Origin of the sequence: Verrucomicrobium sp. GAS474 (genome assembly GCF_900105685.1) — a bacterium.
Taxonomy (GTDB): Bacteria; Verrucomicrobiota; Verrucomicrobiia; order Methylacidiphilales; family GAS474; genus GAS474.
Window position 1 is genome coordinate 2,815,678 of record NZ_LT629781.1, and the last position, 17,305, is coordinate 2,832,982.

Annotated in this window: 20 protein-coding genes; 16 read left to right on the forward strand and 4 right to left on the reverse strand. The window is 65.7% G+C overall.

From position 1 onward, the window contains the following. The first annotated feature begins 16 nt into the window (after positions 1-16). From BLU04_RS11810 to BLU04_RS11845, 8 genes are all read left to right on the forward strand, one after another. Positions 17-1,045 carry a COX15/CtaA family protein gene (locus BLU04_RS11810; protein ID WP_093286259.1) on the forward strand — a complete coding sequence of 343 codons (1,029 nt, stop codon included), beginning with the start codon at positions 17-19 and terminating at the stop codon, positions 1,043-1,045. Beyond that, complete coding sequence (cyoE, locus tag BLU04_RS11815) at positions 1,042-1,953, forward strand: heme o synthase (protein WP_093286262.1); 912 nt, start codon at positions 1,042-1,044, stop codon at positions 1,951-1,953. The genes BLU04_RS11810 and cyoE overlap by 4 nt, the downstream gene beginning before the upstream one ends. Next, a complete protein-coding gene (locus BLU04_RS11820) occupies positions 1,937-2,428 on the forward strand; it encodes a hypothetical protein (protein WP_093286265.1) in 492 nt (163 codons plus the stop codon). Before cyoE ends, BLU04_RS11820 begins: the two co-directional genes overlap by 17 nt. 26 nt (positions 2,429-2,454) lie before the next feature. Continuing rightward, complete coding sequence (gene ispF / locus BLU04_RS11825; RefSeq protein WP_093286268.1) at positions 2,455-2,934, forward strand: 2-C-methyl-D-erythritol 2,4-cyclodiphosphate synthase; 480 nt, start codon at positions 2,455-2,457, stop codon at positions 2,932-2,934. Positions 2,935-2,966: 32 nt separating this feature from the next. After that, complete coding sequence (gene cysS / locus BLU04_RS11830; protein WP_093286271.1) at positions 2,967-4,364, forward strand: cysteine--tRNA ligase; 1,398 nt, start codon at positions 2,967-2,969, stop codon at positions 4,362-4,364. Between the two features lie 9 nt (positions 4,365-4,373). Beyond that, positions 4,374-4,997, forward strand: coding sequence for a dTMP kinase (gene tmk, locus BLU04_RS11835; protein ID WP_093286274.1), 624 nt, complete (start codon positions 4,374-4,376; stop codon positions 4,995-4,997). After that, a complete protein-coding gene (locus BLU04_RS11840; RefSeq protein ID WP_093286277.1) occupies positions 4,981-5,880 on the forward strand; it encodes a hypothetical protein in 900 nt (299 codons plus the stop codon). The genes tmk and BLU04_RS11840 overlap by 17 nt, the downstream gene beginning before the upstream one ends. Positions 5,881-6,092: 212 nt before the next feature. Then, on the forward strand, positions 6,093-6,368 hold the full coding sequence (locus BLU04_RS11845; RefSeq protein ID WP_093288640.1) for an HU family DNA-binding protein: 276 nt from the start codon (positions 6,093-6,095) through the stop codon (positions 6,366-6,368). A gap of 143 nt (positions 6,369-6,511) precedes the next feature. Here the strand turns inward: BLU04_RS11845 and BLU04_RS11850 are convergent, their stop codons facing one another. Further along, the gene (locus BLU04_RS11850; RefSeq protein ID WP_093286279.1) at positions 6,512-7,663 is read right to left on the reverse strand and encodes a cysteine desulfurase family protein; all 1,152 of its coding nucleotides are present in this window, start codon (positions 7,661-7,663) and stop codon (positions 6,512-6,514) included. Positions 7,664-7,721: 58 nt separating this feature from the next. Here BLU04_RS11850 and BLU04_RS11855 point away from each other — a divergent pair, with 58 nt between their 5' ends. Genes BLU04_RS11855 through BLU04_RS11865 form a run of 3 tightly spaced genes read left to right on the forward strand, consistent with a single transcriptional unit; the run spans position 7,722 to position 9,361 of the window. Continuing rightward, complete coding sequence (locus BLU04_RS11855) at positions 7,722-8,324, forward strand: sigma-70 family RNA polymerase sigma factor (RefSeq protein WP_093286282.1); 603 nt, start codon at positions 7,722-7,724, stop codon at positions 8,322-8,324. 57 nt (positions 8,325-8,381) lie between these two features. Further along, positions 8,382-8,810, forward strand: coding sequence for a hypothetical protein (locus BLU04_RS11860; RefSeq protein ID WP_093286285.1), 429 nt, complete (start codon positions 8,382-8,384; stop codon positions 8,808-8,810). Continuing rightward, positions 8,795-9,361 carry a hypothetical protein gene (locus BLU04_RS11865; RefSeq protein WP_093286288.1) on the forward strand — a complete coding sequence of 189 codons (567 nt, stop codon included), beginning with the start codon at positions 8,795-8,797 and terminating at the stop codon, positions 9,359-9,361. Before BLU04_RS11860 ends, BLU04_RS11865 begins: the two co-directional genes overlap by 16 nt. Here the strand turns inward: BLU04_RS11865 and BLU04_RS11870 are convergent. Continuing rightward, complete coding sequence (locus BLU04_RS11870; protein WP_093286291.1) at positions 9,285-10,298, reverse strand: alpha/beta fold hydrolase; 1,014 nt, start codon at positions 10,296-10,298, stop codon at positions 9,285-9,287. The genes BLU04_RS11865 and BLU04_RS11870 overlap by 77 nt on opposite strands. A gap of 150 nt (positions 10,299-10,448) precedes the next feature. Here BLU04_RS11870 and accB point away from each other — a divergent pair, with 150 nt between their 5' ends. From accB to BLU04_RS11890, 4 genes are all read left to right on the forward strand, one after another. Continuing rightward, positions 10,449-10,967: an acetyl-CoA carboxylase biotin carboxyl carrier protein gene (gene accB, locus BLU04_RS11875; protein WP_231964863.1), complete on the forward strand. Its 519-nt coding sequence runs from the start codon at positions 10,449-10,451 to the stop codon at positions 10,965-10,967. 65 nt (positions 10,968-11,032) lie between these two features. After that, positions 11,033-12,403: an acetyl-CoA carboxylase biotin carboxylase subunit gene (gene accC, locus BLU04_RS11880; protein WP_093286297.1), complete on the forward strand. Its 1,371-nt coding sequence runs from the start codon at positions 11,033-11,035 to the stop codon at positions 12,401-12,403. Positions 12,404-12,417: 14 nt separating this feature from the next. Beyond that, the gene (gene thiE, locus BLU04_RS11885) at positions 12,418-13,092 is read left to right on the forward strand and encodes a thiamine phosphate synthase (protein WP_093286300.1); all 675 of its coding nucleotides are present in this window, start codon (positions 12,418-12,420) and stop codon (positions 13,090-13,092) included. 7 nt (positions 13,093-13,099) lie between these two features. Then, positions 13,100-13,465, forward strand: coding sequence for a hypothetical protein (locus tag BLU04_RS11890; protein ID WP_093286302.1), 366 nt, complete (start codon positions 13,100-13,102; stop codon positions 13,463-13,465). A 313-nt stretch (positions 13,466-13,778) separates the two neighbouring features. Here the strand turns inward: BLU04_RS11890 and BLU04_RS11895 are convergent, their stop codons facing one another. Further along, a complete protein-coding gene (locus BLU04_RS11895; protein ID WP_093286305.1) occupies positions 13,779-14,681 on the reverse strand; it encodes a PfkB family carbohydrate kinase in 903 nt (300 codons plus the stop codon). Positions 14,682-14,736: 55 nt separating this feature from the next. After that, positions 14,737-15,384 carry a winged helix-turn-helix transcriptional regulator gene (locus BLU04_RS11900; protein ID WP_093286307.1) on the reverse strand — a complete coding sequence of 216 codons (648 nt, stop codon included), beginning with the start codon at positions 15,382-15,384 and terminating at the stop codon, positions 14,737-14,739. A 252-nt stretch (positions 15,385-15,636) separates the two neighbouring features. Between BLU04_RS11900 and serA the strand changes: the two genes are divergently transcribed. Then, a complete protein-coding gene (gene serA, locus BLU04_RS11905; RefSeq protein WP_093286310.1) occupies positions 15,637-17,235 on the forward strand; it encodes a phosphoglycerate dehydrogenase in 1,599 nt (532 codons plus the stop codon). The last annotated feature ends 70 nt before the right edge of the window (positions 17,236-17,305 follow it).

A 17,305-nucleotide genomic window follows, 5' to 3' on the forward strand; every position in this document is an offset into this window, starting at 1 on the left:
CCTTGCCAACCCCGTAATGAGCCAGCCCCAGCCCCCCTCTCCGCCTGCCTTCCCCACGTTCCCTGCTTTCCCAAAGGGCCTTCCCCTCTACAGCGCCTTCGTCGCCGCCTCGGTTGTCTTCCTGATCTGCATCGGGGCGCTGGTCACGAGCTTCAATGCCGGGATGTCGGTCCCCGACTGGCCGACGAGCTACGGGTACAACATGTTCACCTTCCCCATCCAGAAATGGATCGGGCCGATCTTCTACGAGCACACCCACCGCCTCGTCGCCTCGGTCGTCGGCCTCTTCACCGTCATCCTCGCCGGGTGGGTCTGGCTGAAGGAACCGCGCCCCTGGGTGCGGAAGCTGGCGGTCTTCGCCGTCGCCCTCGTCATACTCCAGGGCGTCGTCGGCGGCATCCGGGTGATCAAGGCCCAGCAGGATTACGGCATCGTCCACGGCACCCTCGCCCAGCTCTTCCTCGTCACCACCGGCCTCCTCGCCCTCGTCTACAGCCGGAACTGGCGGGTCCTCCCCTCGAACGGCGCGCGCCTGCCGAAGGGGTGGGAGCAGGGCATCGCCTTCGTCTCGGCGCTGATCTTCTGCCAGCTCATCCTCGGCGCGGTCATGCGGCACCAGCACGCCGGGCTCTCGATCCCCGACTTCCCCACCGTCTACGGCCACGTCGTCCCCCACGTGACCGAGGCCGACCTCGTCCGCATCAACGCGCACCGGCAGCAGGCGGGCCAGGTGCCGACCTCGCTCGTCCAGATCTACCTCCAGGTGGCCCACCGGGCGATGGCCCTCGTCATCCTCTCGGGGATCATCGCCGCGACGCTCGCCATCTTCCGCTGCCGCCAGAGCCCGCCCCATCTCCGCTTCCTGAGCGGGATCTGGACCGGCCTCGTCTGCCTCCAGGTCGCCCTCGGGATGACGGTGATCTGGAGCCAGAAGAATCCGTTCATCACCTCGCTCCACGTGGTGACGGGGGCGCTCCTCCTCCTGGTCGGCTCCCACCTGACCTTCCTGATCATCCATTGGCGGCGCATGGAGAAACTCCGATGAAGGGCGACGAGACCGCCGCCGCCGTCGAGATCGAGGCCCCCGCTGAGAGGCACACCCTCCTCTCCGACCTCTTCGAGCTGGTGAAATTCCGGCTGACGTTCTTCAACCTGATGACGACGCTGGCCGGGTTCTACCTCGGCAATCCGAGCGTCGTCAGCGGGCGGCTCCTCCTCCACACGATCCTCGCGACCGGCCTCGTCGCCGCCTCGGCCTCGGCCCTGAACCAGGTCATCGAGCGGAAGCACGACGCCCGGATGGCCCGGACGGCCTCCCGGCCGCTCCCCTCGGGACGGCGGCGCGTCGGCGAGGTCTTCGTCGGGGCGCTCCTCGCCGGGATCGGCGGGACGGTCTGGCTCGCCCTGGCGGTGAACGTCCTCTCGGCCGTCATCGCGGCGGCGACCCTCCTTTCCTACGTCCTCGTCTACACCCCGATGAAGCGGCACACGACGCTGAACACCCTCGTCGGCGCGATCCCCGGGGCGCTGCCGCCGGTCATCGGCTTCACCGCCGCCCGGGACGAGGTCGGCCCCCAGGCCTACATCCTCTTCGCCATCCTCTTCCTCTGGCAGATCCCCCACTTCCTTGCCATCGCCTGGCTTTACCGGGACGAATACCGCGACGCCGGGTTCCGCATGATCACGGGGGACGACCCCCAGGGGGAGAAGACCTCCCGGCATTCCCTCTACACGGCCGCGGCCCTCCTTCCCATCGGCCTCCTTCCGACCTTCTTCCACATCGCCGGGAAGCCCTACTTCTGGGGCGCGGTGGTGATCGGCGGGGGATACGTCTGGGCGGGCTGGCGCTTCTTCCAGCGCCGGGACCGTGCCTCGGCCCGCGTCCTCTTCCTCGCCTCGATCCTCTATCTCCCGCTCCTGCTCGGCCTCATGGCCTATGATGCCGTCAAGTGAGGCTCCCTCTCCGGCGGTCCGCCTCGGCTTTTTCTTCCTGCTGGCCGTCGACTTCATGCTCTTCGCCGCCCTCGTCGGCGGGGCGATCGTCCTGAGGGAAGGGGCCGCCTTCTGGGTCGCTCCCGGAACGGCCCTGGCCCTGCGCGGGCTCTGGCCCGCCGCCGTCGCTTCGGTGGTCCTCCTGCTCTCTCTCGGCTGGGGGAAGACGCCCTCCCTCATCGCGATGGCCGCGGGACTCCTTCCCTGGTCGCTCGGCCTGGAGGCATGGTTCGGGTTGCGGCATCAGCCCCTCTCTTCCTTCGCCGCCTTCTTCCTGCTCGCGCAGGCCTACGTCGGCCTCAACGCCCTCGCGCTCTTCGTCTGGCTGACGGGGAGGGGAACGGCCCCCGAGGCTCTCCTCCTTCCGGGGCGGCGCTTCGTCGCGGGCTCGGGCCTCGGCCTCCTTCTCTTCCTGCACTGGTCGCTTTACTCTTGAGAGAGAGGCCGTATTCTTCCCCTCTTATGTCACGTGTCGGAATCGGTTATGACGTCCATCCCCTTGTCCCGGGGCGCAAGCTCTTCCTCGGAGGAGTCGAGATCCCCTATGACCGGGGCCTCGACGGCCATTCCGACGCCGACGTCCTGATCCACGCGATCGCCGACGCCATCCTCGGTGCCATCGGTTCCCTCGACATCGGCCACCACTTCCCCAACAGCGACGAGCGTTGGCGGGGCGTCCGCAGCACCGTCTTCCTCACCGAGATTGCCCGGATCGCCAAGGAAAAGGGCTTCGTCATCGAGAACATCGATTCCTCCCTCATCTCCGAAGCGCCGAAGATCGGGCCGTTCCTCGCCCAGATGCGCGAGGCGATGGGGACCGCCCTCGGCATCGAGGCCGAGCGGATCGGCATCAAGGCGACGACCAACGAGCGCCTCGGCTTCGTCGGACGCGGCGAGGGGATCGCGGCGATGGCTGTGGCCTCGCTGACGAAGGTTTCCTGAACCAATCCTCAAGCGGACTCTTACCCGACCCGATGAGCGCCGACCTCCGGCTCTACAACTCCCTGACCCGGACGGTCGAGGCCTTCCAGCCCCGCGAGGCGAAGCGCGTCGGCATGTACTCCTGCGGGCCGACGGTCTACAACCACGCCCACATCGGGAACTTCCGCTCCTTCCTCTACGGCGACCTCCTCCGGCGGACCCTCCGCCACTTCGGCTTCTCCGTGACCAGCGTGATGAACTTCACCGACGTCGACGACAAGACGATCCGGGGTTCCCGCGCCGCGGGCGAAGGCCTCCGCGCCTTCACCGACCGCCATATCACCGAGTTCCGCCGGGACATGGAGATCCTCAACATCACCCCCCACGACGAGCAGCCCCGGGCCACCGACCACATCCCGGAGATGGTCGCCCTCATCGGGAAGCTGATCGGGAAGGGCCTCGCCTACGTCTCCGGGAACGGCGCGGACAGCGGCTCCGTCTACTTCCGCGTCGCCGCCCTGCCCGATTACGGGAAGCTCTCCCACCTCGATAAGGAGGGGCTGAAGCCCGGTGCCCGCGTCGCCCAGGACGAGTACGAGAAGGAGACCCTCGGCGACTTCGCCCTCTGGAAGGCGTGGACCGAGGACGACGGCGACGTCGCCTGGGAATCCCCCTGGGGGAAGGGCCGCCCCGGCTGGCACATCGAGTGCTCCGCCATGGCGATGCGCTACCTCGGCGAGGAACTCGACCTCCATTGCGGCGGGATCGACCTCCTCTTCCCCCATCACGAGAACGAGATCGCCCAGAGCGAGGGCGCGACGGGCCGCCCCTTCGCCCGGTGCTGGGGCCACAGCGCCCACCTCCTCGTCGATTCCCAGAAGATGTCGAAGTCGCTCGGGAACCTCTTCACCGTCCGCGACGTCGAGGCGAAGGGCTTCACCGGCCGCCAGCTCCGCTACGTCCTGGTGAAGACCCACTACCGCCAGTCGCTCAACTTCACCTGGGCCGAGCTCGAGGCCGCCAGCACCGCGCTCACGAGGGTCGACAACTGGATCGTCCGCTGGAAGGCCGAGTCGCCGGAACGCTTCATGGTCACCCATCCCGACGGGAAGGCCTTCCTCGACGCCTTCTCCGCCGCCCTGGCCGACGACCTGAACATCTCCGGCGCCCTCGGCCACCTCTTCGATTTCATTCGCGAGACCAACAACCTCATGGACCAGAAGAAGCCGCTCCCCGATCTTCCCGCCATCTGGGAAAAGATCGACGCCGTCCTCGGCCTCGGCATCCTCAAGACCGAGATCCCCCCGGAAATCGCGGCCCTCGGGGAGGAGCGCCTCGCCGCCCGCGCCGCGAAGGACTGGAAGAAAAGCGACGCCGTCCGCGACGAGCTCGCCCGCCTCGGCTGGTCGGTCCGCGATTCGGCCAAGGGGCAGGAATTGGTCAAAAAATAAGGAAGACGCATGAACCGGCTCATCACGTTCGAGGGCTCCGAGGGTTGCGGCAAGACGACCCAGATCAGCCTCCTCAAGGAAAAGCTCGAAACGCGCGGCGAGACCGTCCTCGTCACCCGCGAGCCGGGCGGCACCCCGCTCGGCGAAAAGATCCGCCACCTCCTGAAGGACGCCCCCGAAGGGAAGGGGATGACCGACGCCACTGAGCTCCTCCTCTTCTCCGCGAGCCGGGCCGAGCTCGTCACGAAGGTCATCGCCCCCGCGCTGAAGGAAGGGGCCTGGGTCCTCTGCGACCGCTTCACCGACTCGACCTTCGTCTACCAGGGGATCGCCCGCGAGCTCCCCATCGAGTTCATCAGCACGCTGAACCTCTTCGCCACCGGCGATCTCGTCCCCGGCCTCACCCTCCTCCTCGAGGTCTCTCCCGCGAAGGCGGCGGAACGGATGGCCCACCGCGCCACCCGGGACCGGATCGAGGACGAGGAGCCCGAGTTCTTCGACATCGTCCGCGAGGGCTTCGTCACGCTGGCCGAGTCGGAACCCGACCGGATCAAGCGGATCAACGCCGACGCCGATCCCGGCACCGTCGCCGAGATCATCTGGACCCATTTCCTCCATGCCTTTCCCGCCTGACGAAGTCCTCGCCCGGCTCAACCGGGCCCGCGCCGATGGCCGCCTCGCCCACGCCTACCTCCTGACCGGCGACGACCGGAACGGCCTGAAGGAACTCGGCCTCCGCGTCGCCGCCGCCGTCCTCGGCCTCCCCGCCGGGGAGACGCCCGATCTTCATCCCGACTTCCATCTCCTCCAGCCGGAGTCGAAGTCCCGCCGCATCCGCATCGAGCAGATCCGCGACCTCGAAAAGGCGCTCCATCTCAAGGCCTACCGCGGGGGATACAAGGTCGCCCTCCTCTGCGAGGTCGAGCGGATGTGCCTCGGCAGCGCCGACGCGGCCAACGCCTTCCTCAAGACGCTGGAGGAGCCCCAGCCCGGCACGCTCCTCCTCCTCACCACGGCGGAGGCGCAGGCCGTCCTCCCGACGATCCTTTCGCGCTGCATCCGCCTGCCCGTCACCGACCGCGCGCAGGACGATCCGCGCTTCCCCGCCTTCGCCGGCGAGTGGTTCCATGCGGGGGGGCAGGCTCCCGGATCGCTCCGCGCGTATTTCCGCGCCGCGCTTTTTTCGACGCGCTGCCAGGAACTCCGCGACGAAATCGAGAGCGCGGCGAAGGCCGCCGCGCGCGAGGCCGACGACGATTCCGACGAGGCGGAGGAAATGATGAAGGCGGCGATCGAGGGCGAGTATCTCCTCGCCCGCCGCCGCCTCATCGCCGCGCTCGAGCACGAGGCCTGGCGCGGGGCCGTCGTCGAGGGGGAGGCTTCGACCCTTGATTCCACGGCCTTCCGATCGGTCCGCGCCCTCGAGGAGCTCAACGCCAGCCTCCTGCAGAATGTCGACCAGAACCTCGCCGTGGAGCGCGCGACGCTCGCGATCGAGGGGACCTTCGGCTCGTAAAAGCCGGCGCGAATCGACGCGGAGCGACGGGCCCCGATCCCCGCGGAGGCCTGATTTTACAGGGTTCCGCGGAATTTCTTTTTTTCAAAAAATCACTTTTGAAGTTGACGGTTTTCCCCCGCACTGTAACTACCGAATAGCGGCTCGACGCCCACTGCATAAGGGGCGGAGGGCCAAGCAAAACCAAAAAGGAGTAAAAACAAACCATGAGTTTGAATCGCGCAGAATTGGTCGCCCAGGTCCAGAAGGCCCTCGGCAAGGAAACCACGAAGGCCGCCGCTGAGCGCGCCGTCGAGGCCGTCATCGAAAGCATCAAGGTCGGGGTCAAGAAGTCGGGCGGCGTCCAGCTGATCGGTTTCGGCACCTTCAAGGTTGCCAATCGCAAGGCTCGCACGGGCATCAACCCGAAGACGGGCGAGAAGATCAAGATCAAGGCCTCCAAGACGGTGAAGTTCTCCGTCGGCAGCGGCTTCAAGAAGAGCCTCTAGTTCTTCTCTTCGATCTTGGATTCTTTCCAAGTTTGACGAAAACCCGGACAGCTTGCTGTCCGGGTTTTTTCGTGCCCGGGCCGAAGCTTCTTTCGAGTTCGCCTGAATTGATCCGGTTTCGCGGACGAAGAGGCCTGCGCGTTTTACGTCGCGCGCAGTTTTTCAGCGGCCTTGGAGACGATGGCGCAGGCGGCGGCGATCTCCTCCCCGGTCGTTCCCGCCCCGAGGGTGAAGAGGACATTGGAGCGGCTCCGCTCCGGCGGCAGCCCGAGGGCGGCGAGGACGTGGGAACTCCGCTCCTCGCGGCTCACGCAGAGCGCCCCGCTGGAGAGCGCGAGGCCCCGCATGTCGCAAAGGAGGACGAGGGCCTCGCCGTCGAGGCCGGGGATGCCGACGTTGAGATTGGCGGCGTTCCGCAGCGGCCCGGGCTCGGGACCGTTGAGGAGAAGGCCGGGGATTGTGGCGCGGAGGGTGTCGAGCAGGAGGCGTTGGCAGCGGCCCAGCGTTTCCTGCCGGGAGGGAAGGGCTGCGGTGACCTCGGCCGCGGCGGCCCCCATGCCGACGATGGCGGGGAGATTCTCGGTCCCCGCGCGGAGGCCTCCCTCCTGTTCCCCGCCGTGGAGGAGCGGTTCCAGGGCGATTCCCCGACGGCGATAGAGCGCCCCCGCGCCCTGCGGCCCGCCGAAGCGATGGGCGCTTAAGGAGAGGAGGGAGACCGGCGCGGCGGCCACGTCGATCGGGATCGAGCCCGCCGCCGCCCCGGCGTCGGTGAAGAAGGCAATGCTCCGCTCGGCGCAGCGGGAGGCGAGCTCGGCGATCGGCTCGATCGTTCCGATCTCGTGGTTCGCCCAATGGACGGCGGCGAGGATCGTCCCGGCCCGGGCGGCGGCAAGGAAGGTGTCGGCGGAGAGAAGGCCTGCGGCATCGACGGGGACGAGGGTGACGGTGAAGCCTTCCCGCTCGAGGGCGGCCGCCGTGCGGAGGACGGCGCGATGTTCGGTCGCTCCGAGGAGGAGATGGGTTCCCTTGTCTCGATTGGCCCGGGCATAGCCGAGGAGGGCCAGGTTCACGCTCTCGGTGCCGGAGGCGGTGAAGACGATCTCCTCGGGCGAGGCGGCTCCGATCAGCGTTGCCACCTCGCGCCGCGCCAGGTCGAGGGCCTCGCGGGCCCGGACGCCTCCGCGATGGTGGCTCGCCGGGTTGGCCGGTTCGTTCAAAAAGGGAAGCATCGCCGCCCGGACCCCCTCGGAAAGGGGGGCTCCCGCCTGATGGTCGAGGAAGATATAGGGGGGCATGAGGTTCGGGATGGTTTTCGCGACGGTACCTAAATAAGATCGTCGGACCGAAATCGCAATGGAATTGACCGATCATCAGCTCATGGAGGCCGTCGCGAAGGGCGACGAGGGGGCCTTCCGGCTGCTGATGGAGCGGCACCAGCGCCTCGTCCACGGCACGGTGCTGCGGATGCTGGGCGATCCCTTCGAGGCGGAGGACGTGGCGCAGCGGGTCTTCGTCCGTGTCTGGCAGGCGGCCCCCCGCTACCGGCCCGAGGCGAAGTTCAACACCTGGCTCCTCACCATCGTCCGCCATCTGGTTTTCAACGAGAGCCGCCGCCTCTCCCGCCTCCGGACAGTCGAGACGAAGCTCTTCCAGCCGAGGGAAGGTGAGGAGGAGCCGTCGGAGCCCGATCTCTTCGACCCGAGGCAGCGCGATCCGGCGAGCCTCCTGGCGGGGAAGGAATTCCGTGGGAAGCTCGACCGCGCCATCGCCGCCCTTCCGGAGAACCAGCGGATGGCGATCCTGCTGAAGGCCCACGAGGATCTCCCCTACGAGGAGATTGCCGCCATCCTCGAAACCTCCCTCGGCGCGACCAAGTCGCTCCTCTTCCGCGCCCGCGAAGCCCTGAAGGCTTCCCTGGGGGAGGCGGCGGGCGACCTCTTCGATGGGGCTTTTTGATCGAAACTTTTTGAGAAACAAGGTGTTTAATCGAAATAGACCGACGGCTTCAGCGCGATGAAACGGCATTTCCTCTCTTTCCTGACCTCCTTCCTCTCCTCCCACCCCGGAGCGGTGGAACGGGATCCCGTGCCCCCGGCGCTCCTCGCCGCCATCCGCATTCGCGGAGGCGCGGCCACGCCCGAGCCCTCGGCCTGGTTCGCCACCTCGGTGCTCGCCCGCATCCGCCGGGAGGAGTCGGAGCAGGCCGAACGCCGGATGCGCCGCCAGCATTGGGCTCGCGTCCTGATCCCCTCCGGGTTGGTCGCGCTCTTCATTCTCCTCCTCGGCATCGGGGAGCATGCGAAGACGGTCTCGGAAGAGGATCAGGTCACCTTCGCCGCCCTCGACGCCATCGCGCAGGGAGGGAAGGGGACGGCCCAGGCCAATGTTGATGGGGCTTCCGTTCCGCTCGTCGTCGAAGGGGTTTCATGGTCCGCGCCCTGATCGTCCTCCTTTCCCTCCTCTCGATCTACCCCCTCCTCGCGCAGGAACGGGTACAGGTCCAGGGCGGCGAGCTTCAGGAAGGAGGCCAGCCGCAGCAGCCTCCCGAAGTCCGGGAACGGATGGCCGAACTCCTCCTCCTGCCGAAGGACAAGCTCTGGAAGGAGCTCTCCAAGTGGCCGTCCTTCAAGAAGATGACCCTGGAAGAGCAGTCGGCCTTCCTGGGCCGGATGGCGGCGATGCGGAAGCAGACTGAGAAACGGGCCCTGGAGCATGCCGTGAAGATCGGCCTCGCCGTCCCCCCGGAGAAGCACGACGCCTTCACCGACGACTACCTCCGGGAACGGCTCCGGCTCCACAAACGGTTCATCGCCGAGAAGAAAAAGGGGAAGAGCCCCGCGCCCGAGGCTTACGACCGGGAACTCGACCGCCATCTCACGAAGAAATACGGTCCCGTCGTCGTCCCGAAAACCGACGCTAGCGGGCCTGCTCCGGAGCCGTCGGCACCGGTCCCGTCGGCTGCCCCGTCGAGTACCGCGCCAAAAACGCCGTGATCCGTTCGCGGAATGCGGGGGCGAAGCGCCGCGTCTCGTGGGTCTCCCCCGGGATCAGGTAAAATTCCTTCGGTTCGGCCGCCGCCTCGTAGATCGCGTGGACTTCGGGCCGGGGCATCCGTTGATCGAGTTCGGCCGCCAGGATCAGGACCGGCGCGTGGAGATGCCGTACGGCGGCCAGGGAATCGACCTCGGAGGTTGCGAAGCCGAATTTCCGGTGAATCTGCCATTCGGTCAGGGGGACCAGGGGGAAATAGGGGAGGTGAAAGAAGATCCGGCCGTGATTCGCGATCGAATGGGGGAGGGTATCGAAGGGGGCGTCGGCGATCACCCCGGCGACGGAGAGACCCTGCAGGCCGGAGACGGGATCGGATGCGGCCTTCTCGACCGCCGCCGCACCGCGAAGGGAGGTGACCGCCCCAAGGGAGGTCCCCCAGAAGATCACGCGGGTCGTTCCCGCCGCCCGCAGCGTCCGTGCCCAGGCGACGATATCGAGCGGCTCCCGGTAGCCGAGCGTCGTCAGGCCGGGGGCGCTCGCCCCATGGCCCCGGAGGTCGATCGCCAGGACGGGATACCCCTGCTGATGGGCGAGCAGGATATAATTCACCATGAATTCCTTGCCCGCGCCGAGCCCGTGGACGATCACCACCGTCGGCAGGTTGCGTCCCTGCGCCCGTTCGTCCGGGGCGATGAACCAACCGGCCAGCCGGACCCCGTCGGAGGCCGTCGCCTCCCGTTCCTCGTACCCGAGACCGGCCATCGCCGGGGTCCATCCCGAATGGGAGACCGGCGGAATCGTCATTGCGATATCGGCGAGAATCGCGGAAAGGCAGAAGAGGATGAAGCCGATCCCGGCGAGGGTCGCGAGGAGGAGGGCGGGGAGCAGGCGGCCCCGGCGGGAACGCTTTTCCTGGAAAATCGGGAAGAGGGAGGACATCGTTCTTCCTTATATCTCAAAAAGAGGGGGAAAGCGCGATTTTCCCGTTTTCACCCCGTTTTTTTATGATTTACCCCGGTTTTCAGCCCTTTTTAGGCGGTTTTTTTAGCTACAGGAAAGGGTTGACCTTTGCCCCCGCCCCCCCCTAACGTGAACCCGAACAGCCCGCAGCAGCCTCAAACAAGGATACGTTTAATGGACTTGAAGGAAATCAAAGCCGTCATCGATTTGATGACGAAAAACAGCCTCCTCGAATTTGAACTCGAAAAGCAGGATTTCAAAATTCGGATCAAAAAGGGGGAAATTCACGAGATTTCGACCTATAACGCCCCCGTCGGCGCCGTTTTTGCCCAACCTCAGGCCGCTCCCGCCATTGCGGCTCCCGTAGCCGCCCCGGCCCCGGCGGCTCCCGCCGCCCCCGCGGCCGATGCCAAGGAGATCGTCTCCCCGATGGTCGGCACCTTCTACCACTCTCCCTCGCCCGATTCGGCTCCCTACGTCACCGTCGGACAGGAAGTCACCGAAGATACCGTGGTTTGCATCATCGAAGCCATGAAAGTCATGAATGAGATCAAGGCGGAGATCCGTGGCACGATCACCGAAGTCCTCGCCGAAAACGGCAAGCCGGTCGACTTCAACAAGCCTCTCTTCGCGGTCCGGGCGAAGTAAGCGTTCCCCACGCTTCCTCGCCGCCTTTTGCGCCATCGGTCTTGGGTTTTGATCCGCCTTCCCAAATGTTTAACAAGATTCTCATTGCGAACCGGGGGGAAATCGCCCTCCGGATCATCCGTGCCTGCCGCGACCTCGGGGTCAAGACCCTCGCGGTCTATTCCGAGGCCGACAAGAACTCCCCCCACGTCCGCCTGGCCGACGAGGCCATCTGCATCGGCAAGGCCGCCAGCAACGAGAGCTACCTGAAGATCGAGCGGATCATCGGGGCCGCCGAGATCGGCGACGTCGACGCTATCCATCCCGGCTACGGCTTCCTCGCCGAGAACGCCCACTTCGCCGAGGTCTGCGAGAGCTGCAACATCAAGTTCATCGGGCCGAAGCCCTCCGCCATCCGTTCGATGGGGGACAAGGCCGTCGCCCGCGAGACGGCCCGCAAGGCCGGCGTCCCGATCACCCCCGGCAGCGACGGCCTCGTCGACACCGAGCAGGAGGCCCTCAAGGTCGCCAAGAAGATCGGCTACCCGGTCATGATCAAGGCCGTCGCCGGCGGCGGCGGACGCGGCATGCGCCGGGCCCACAACGACGTCAGCCTCATCCAGGGCTTCCACGCCGCGAAGATGGAGGCCGAGAAGGCCTTCGGCAACGGCGGCCTCTACGTCGAGAAGCTGATCGAGCAGCCCCACCACATCGAATTCCAGGTCCTGGCCGACCGCTTCGGCAAGGTCATCCACCTCGGCGAGCGCGATTGCTCCATCCAGCGCCGCAACCAGAAGCTGATCGAGGAGGCCCCCTCCGCCATCGTCAACGCCGACCTCCGCAAGAAGATGGGCAAGGCGAGCGTGAAGCTGGCCGAGGCCGTCCAGTACGAGAACGCCGGGACGATCGAATACCTCGTCGACCACGCCGGGAACTTCTACTTCATGGAGATGAACACCCGGATCCAGGTCGAGCATCCGGTGACCGAGGAGGTCTACGGCATCGACCTCGTCCGGAAGCAGATCGAGATCGCCGCCGGTCTCCCCCTCGGCAAGGAATACGACGACGTGAAGCCCCTCCGCCACGCCATCGAGATCCGGATCAACGCCGAGGACCCCTACGACAACTTCCGCCCCTCTCCGGGCAAGATCGAGTCGATGTTCGCCCCCGGCGGCATCGGCGTCCGCCTCGATACCCACGCCTACGCCGGGTATGTGATCCCGCCCTATTACGACTCGATGATCGGCAAGCTGATCGTCACCGGCCCCGACCGGAAGACGGCGATCGACCGCGCCCTCCGCGCCCTCGGCGAGTTCTCGATCCGCGGGGTGAAGACGACGATCCCCCTGGCTTCCGAAATCCTCCGGCACGGCGACTTCCAGAAGGGCGATTACTCGACCCACTTCATCGAGAGCCATTTCTCCGCCGGCGTTGGCGGCGCGGCGAAGAAGGAGTAGGGTTTCAGACAGCCATGTCTGACCTCCTCCTGCAGCGGCGCATCCGCCTCCAGAAAGCCCGCCTTTACGGCATTCTCGACCTCGGCTACCTCTCCCCGGATCGACTGGTCCCGGTCGGGGAGGCGATGATCCGGGGCGGCGTCGATCTCATCCAGCTCCGCGCCAAGGGCCGGAGCCACGAGGAAATCACCGCCTGGGCCCGGCTCCTCCGCCCGATTTTCCAGGGGACCGACACCCTCTTCATCGTCAACGACGACCCCGAGGCGGCCCGCGACGCCGAGGTCGACGGCGTCCACATCGGCCAGGACGACGGCCTTGTCCCCGAGATCCGCGCCCGGATCCTGCCCGATCAGATCGTCGGCAAATCGAGCCATAGCGTCGAGCAGGCCGTCGCCGCCGCAGGGGAGGGGGCCGATTACATCGGCGTCGGCCCGCTCTTCGCGACGCCGACGAAGCCCGATTACGTTCCCGTCGGCCTCGGCCTGATCGGCGAGGTCGCGGCCCGGGTGGCGATCCCCCGCTTTTGCATCGGCGGGATCAAGCGGGAGAACCTCGACGAGGTCCTCGCCGCCGGGGCCGACCGGGTCGTCGTCGTCTCGGGCATCCTGCAGGCCGGGGCGGACGCCGACATCGAGGCCTATTGCCGCGACCTCAAGTCCCGCGTCGGGATGAAGGGCCTCCTCGCCTGAGCTGAGCATGGAAACGAACGACTCCCCCGCCGCCGATCCGATCTTCGCCCTTTCGGGAACGATCCTGAAGGCGACCGAAACGAAGGATTACGCGCTATGGTGCTCGGTGGTGAACGAGCACGTGAAAGCGGCGATCCCGCAGGCCCACTTCGAGACCGTCTCGGAAAGCCTGGGCTCCTATCTCCGCTCCTCCGAAGCGGGATGCACCTACATGGGACCGCTGCGCCACGAGGGCCACGACGTCCACTTCTGGAAGATCAGTGCCCCCGGCACCCGCTCCGATCTCCTCTTCCGGATGGCCGTGAAGGATGGATTGGTCTCGGGCGTCCTCTTTTCCTCCCCGTTCTCAGGAGCGGCGGAGAAGAAGAAGTAGCGAAGCGCTCCTCTCCCGATAGGAATCAGGGCGCATGGGTGCCGTCTACCCCTTCAATACGTACCCTCGGGCGTACCGTAAGCATCCGATTTTAATCCAGTGAGAAGACGAGGCGCAGGGGGAAACGCGCCCGCCTAGTTCAGGCCCTCAGAACAGGAGGTCACGGAGGGGCAAGCCCCTCTGTGGCTATAAAACGGATTACATCCAGCTGTACAAGGTGGAATGCGCCAGCCCCGAAGGGCATTCCGAGAAGACGACGCTAAGGCCGCGCTTTTCCCGGCCCAAGCCCTCCAAACCAAAGCGGCCGTCCCCTTTAAGCCAACCCCGCCGCTTCCTTGAACTCCACCGCGCGAGCCTCAATCTCCGCCTTGGTCAACTTTTCCAGGCGGCGAAGGCTGAACGCCTCGACATTGAACGAGGCGACAAGGGTTGCGTGGACGAGGGCTTCCTTCAGCGTGGCGAAGGAGGCATCCCCCTTGCTGGCGCAATAGCCGACGAGGGCGCCGACGAAGCAATCCCCGGCCCCGGTCGGGTCGAAGACGGTGTCGAGGGGGAAGGCGGGGAGGACGAAGAGCTTTTCCTTGGAGAAGAGGATCGCGCCGTGCTCGCCCTTCTTCACGATGACGAACTTGGGACCCCAGGTGAGGAGCTTCTTGCCCGCCTGGATCGCGGTCCCTTCCTCGGTGAGGGCCTTCGCCTCGCTGTCGTTCAGGACGAGGAGGTCGATCCGCTTCAGGAGGGCGAGGAGGTCGGGGCGGGCGATCTCGATCCAGAGGTCCATCGTATCGGCGACGACGAATTTCGGCTTCTCGATCTGGTCGAGGACCTGGGATTGGAGGGCGGGGGCGATGTTCGCCAGGAGGACGAAGTCGGTGCTCTTGTAGGAGGCGGGGATCTTCGGGGAGAAGTGCTCGAAGACGTTCAGGGCGAGGGAGAGGGTCTTCCGGTTGTTCATGTCGGCCTCGTATTGGCCGGTCCAGCGGAAGGTCTCGCCGTCGGCGACTTCGAGCCCCTCGAGGTCGATCTTCTTCGCCTCGTAGAGGGCGCGGTGCTGGGGGGGGAAGTCGTTCCCGACGACGCCGACGAGGCGGACGGGGGCGTAGAAGCTAGCCGAGACGGCCGCATAGCTGGCCGAGCCGCCGAGGAGCTCGGGATGGTCTTCGGTCTGGGTTTTGATGTGGTCGATACCGACGGAACCAACGACGAGTACGGGCATGGCTAGGGGGAGTGGGGGGATTCGGACAGGGGGTGGGACGCTTTTCTCCGGCCGATTACTCGGTGGGGAAAAGGGAGAAGGTGCACTTGTAGAGGCCGGAAATCCGCTCTTCGTTGCGGATCACGCGGGTCTCCAAGACGGCCTCGAAGAGGCGTTCTTCCATCTCCTTGATGATCGGATGATGATCGAGGAGGGGGAGGAGAGGGGAGTGGAACTCGATCACCTGATGGCGGCGGGCCTCGGTGTCGAAGTAATATTCGGCCATGTAGCCTTCGGCCTCGCGGAGGGCTGCGAAGGCGCGGGTCTTTTCCTCGAGGGAGGTGCCGACCATCTTCGCCCGCATGCTTTCCGTCTGCGTCTGATAGATCTGGTAGAGGATCTTCTCGGGGGCGGCGGGACCGTAGACCTCACCGATGCTCTCGAGGAGGCGGCAGGTGAGATTGGTGAACTCGTTCGGGAAGAAGTCCTGGGCGCGGGGGGTGAGGCGGTAGGCCTTCTCGGGCCGTCCCATACCCTTCGGACGGCGCCACGTGTCGAGGTAGCCGTCCTTTTCGAGGGAGATGCAGTGCTGCTTCACCCCCATGTAGGAGAGGTTCACCCGTTTGCAGAGCTCGGCGACCGAGAGGCCTTGGCTGCGCTTGATCTCGGCCAGAATCTGGTATTTCTGGCTTTTCACGACCTTTTGCAGCAAATCACTGTTCATACTCTTTTTGGACGGAAACGGATGAGTGTAATTAAGAAAAAAAATTGTAAAAACCGCCCCCGCATTCCGTGGTGAAACGGAAGCGCCGAGGTTTTTACTTTTTTAGGTTGATGCTTTCAAATTGCAACGAAAAAGAGATCGGTCTTTTTGCAGGAAACTTTACACGTATTTAAATATAAAAATCAGAAGCGGGGCGAATCGTGATTCGGTTGTTGCCGAGACGGGGACGAATATCTACTTTCGACCCCCTCTATGAGTGATCTGTTCCGCGTTCTCGTCGCCGATTCGATTTCGACCAAGGGTATCGAGCTCCTTTCCAGCAATTCCCTCTTCAAGGTCGACGTGAAAACGGGGCTGAAGGAGGACGAACTCCTCCAGATCGTCGCCGAATACGACGCGATCCTGGTCCGCAGCCAGACGAAGATCTCCAAGAAGGTCATCGCCGCCGCGACGAAGCTGAAGATCGTCGGCCGCGCCGGGGTCGGTGTCGACAACGTCGACGTCGCCGCCGCGACCGAACGGGGCGTCATCGTCATGAACACCCCGGGCGGGAACACGATCTCGACGGCGGAACACTCGTTCTCCCTGATGCTCTCGCTGGCTCGCCAGATTCCGCAGGCCCACGCCTCGATGGTTGCGGGACGGTGGGACCGGAAGACGTTCGAGGGGACTGAGGTTTGCGGTAAGACCCTCGGCATCATCGGGATGGGGCGGATCGGGGGCGAGTTCGCCCGCCGCGCGATCGCTTTCGGGATGCGGGTGGTCTGCTTTGATCCCTATCTCTCCGCCGCCCGGGCGAAGAGCCTCCAGGTCGAGCTCGTCGACCAGCTCGACCCGCTCTTCGACGTCGCCGACTTCATCACGATCCACACCCCGCTGACCCCCGAGACGCAGGGACTGATCAACAAGGAGCGCCTGGCGAAGTGCAAGAAGGGCGTCCGCATCATCAATTGCGCCCGCGGCGGCCTCATCAACGAGGCCGACCTCTACGAGGCGCTGAAGTCGGGCCACGTCGCCGGGGCCGCCCTCGACGTCTACGAGCAGGAACCCCCGCCCGCCGACTTCCCCCTCCGCAGCCTCCCGAACGTCGTCCTCACGCCCCACCTCGCCGCCTCGACGACCGAGGCGCAGGAGAACGTCGGCATCGAGGTCGCCGAGATCCTCCGCGACGCCCTCGTCGACGGCGCGATCCGCAACGCGGTGAACATGCCGAACGTCGACGGACGGACGGCGGCCCTCCTGAAGCCCTACCTCGACCTCGGGACGAAGCTCGGCCTCCTCGTCAGCCAGCTCGCCCCGAGCCGCCTCGACAGCCTCCGCATCAATTACAGCGGCAAGGTCCGCGAGTTCGACACCACGCCGGTGACCCGCGCCGTCCTGAAGGGGATCCTCCGCAAGTCGTCGGGGAGCGACGTCAACGAGGTCAACGCGCCGATGCTGGCGAAGAACCTCGGCATCGAGATCGTCGAGACGAAGCTCTCCCAGCCGGGCGACTTCACCGACCTGATCACCGTCGAGGCCCTCTCGGGCGAGACGAAGCTCGAGATCGCGGCGACCTTCTACGGGAACAAGGCCCGGATCGTCTCCCTCGGCGGCTACTCGCTCGAATTCATCCCCTCCGGCCTCCTCTTCCTCATGGAGAACATCGACCGCCCCGGCATCGTCGGCTGGATCGGGACGATCCTCGGCAAGCACAAGGTCAACATCGGCAACATGGCCCTGGCCCGCGCCGACAAGGGCGACCGGGCGCTGAGCATCCTCAGCCTCGACAGCTTCCCCTCGGCCGAGGCGTTGAAGGAAATCGAGGCGGATAAGGACATCGTCCGCGTCCAGCTGGTGGATCTAGGCTAAGCCCCGGCCTGGGCTTAGGCTTAAGACCGTCCCTGGGGGATGACTTGGGAACGCCCTTGTCATCCCCTTT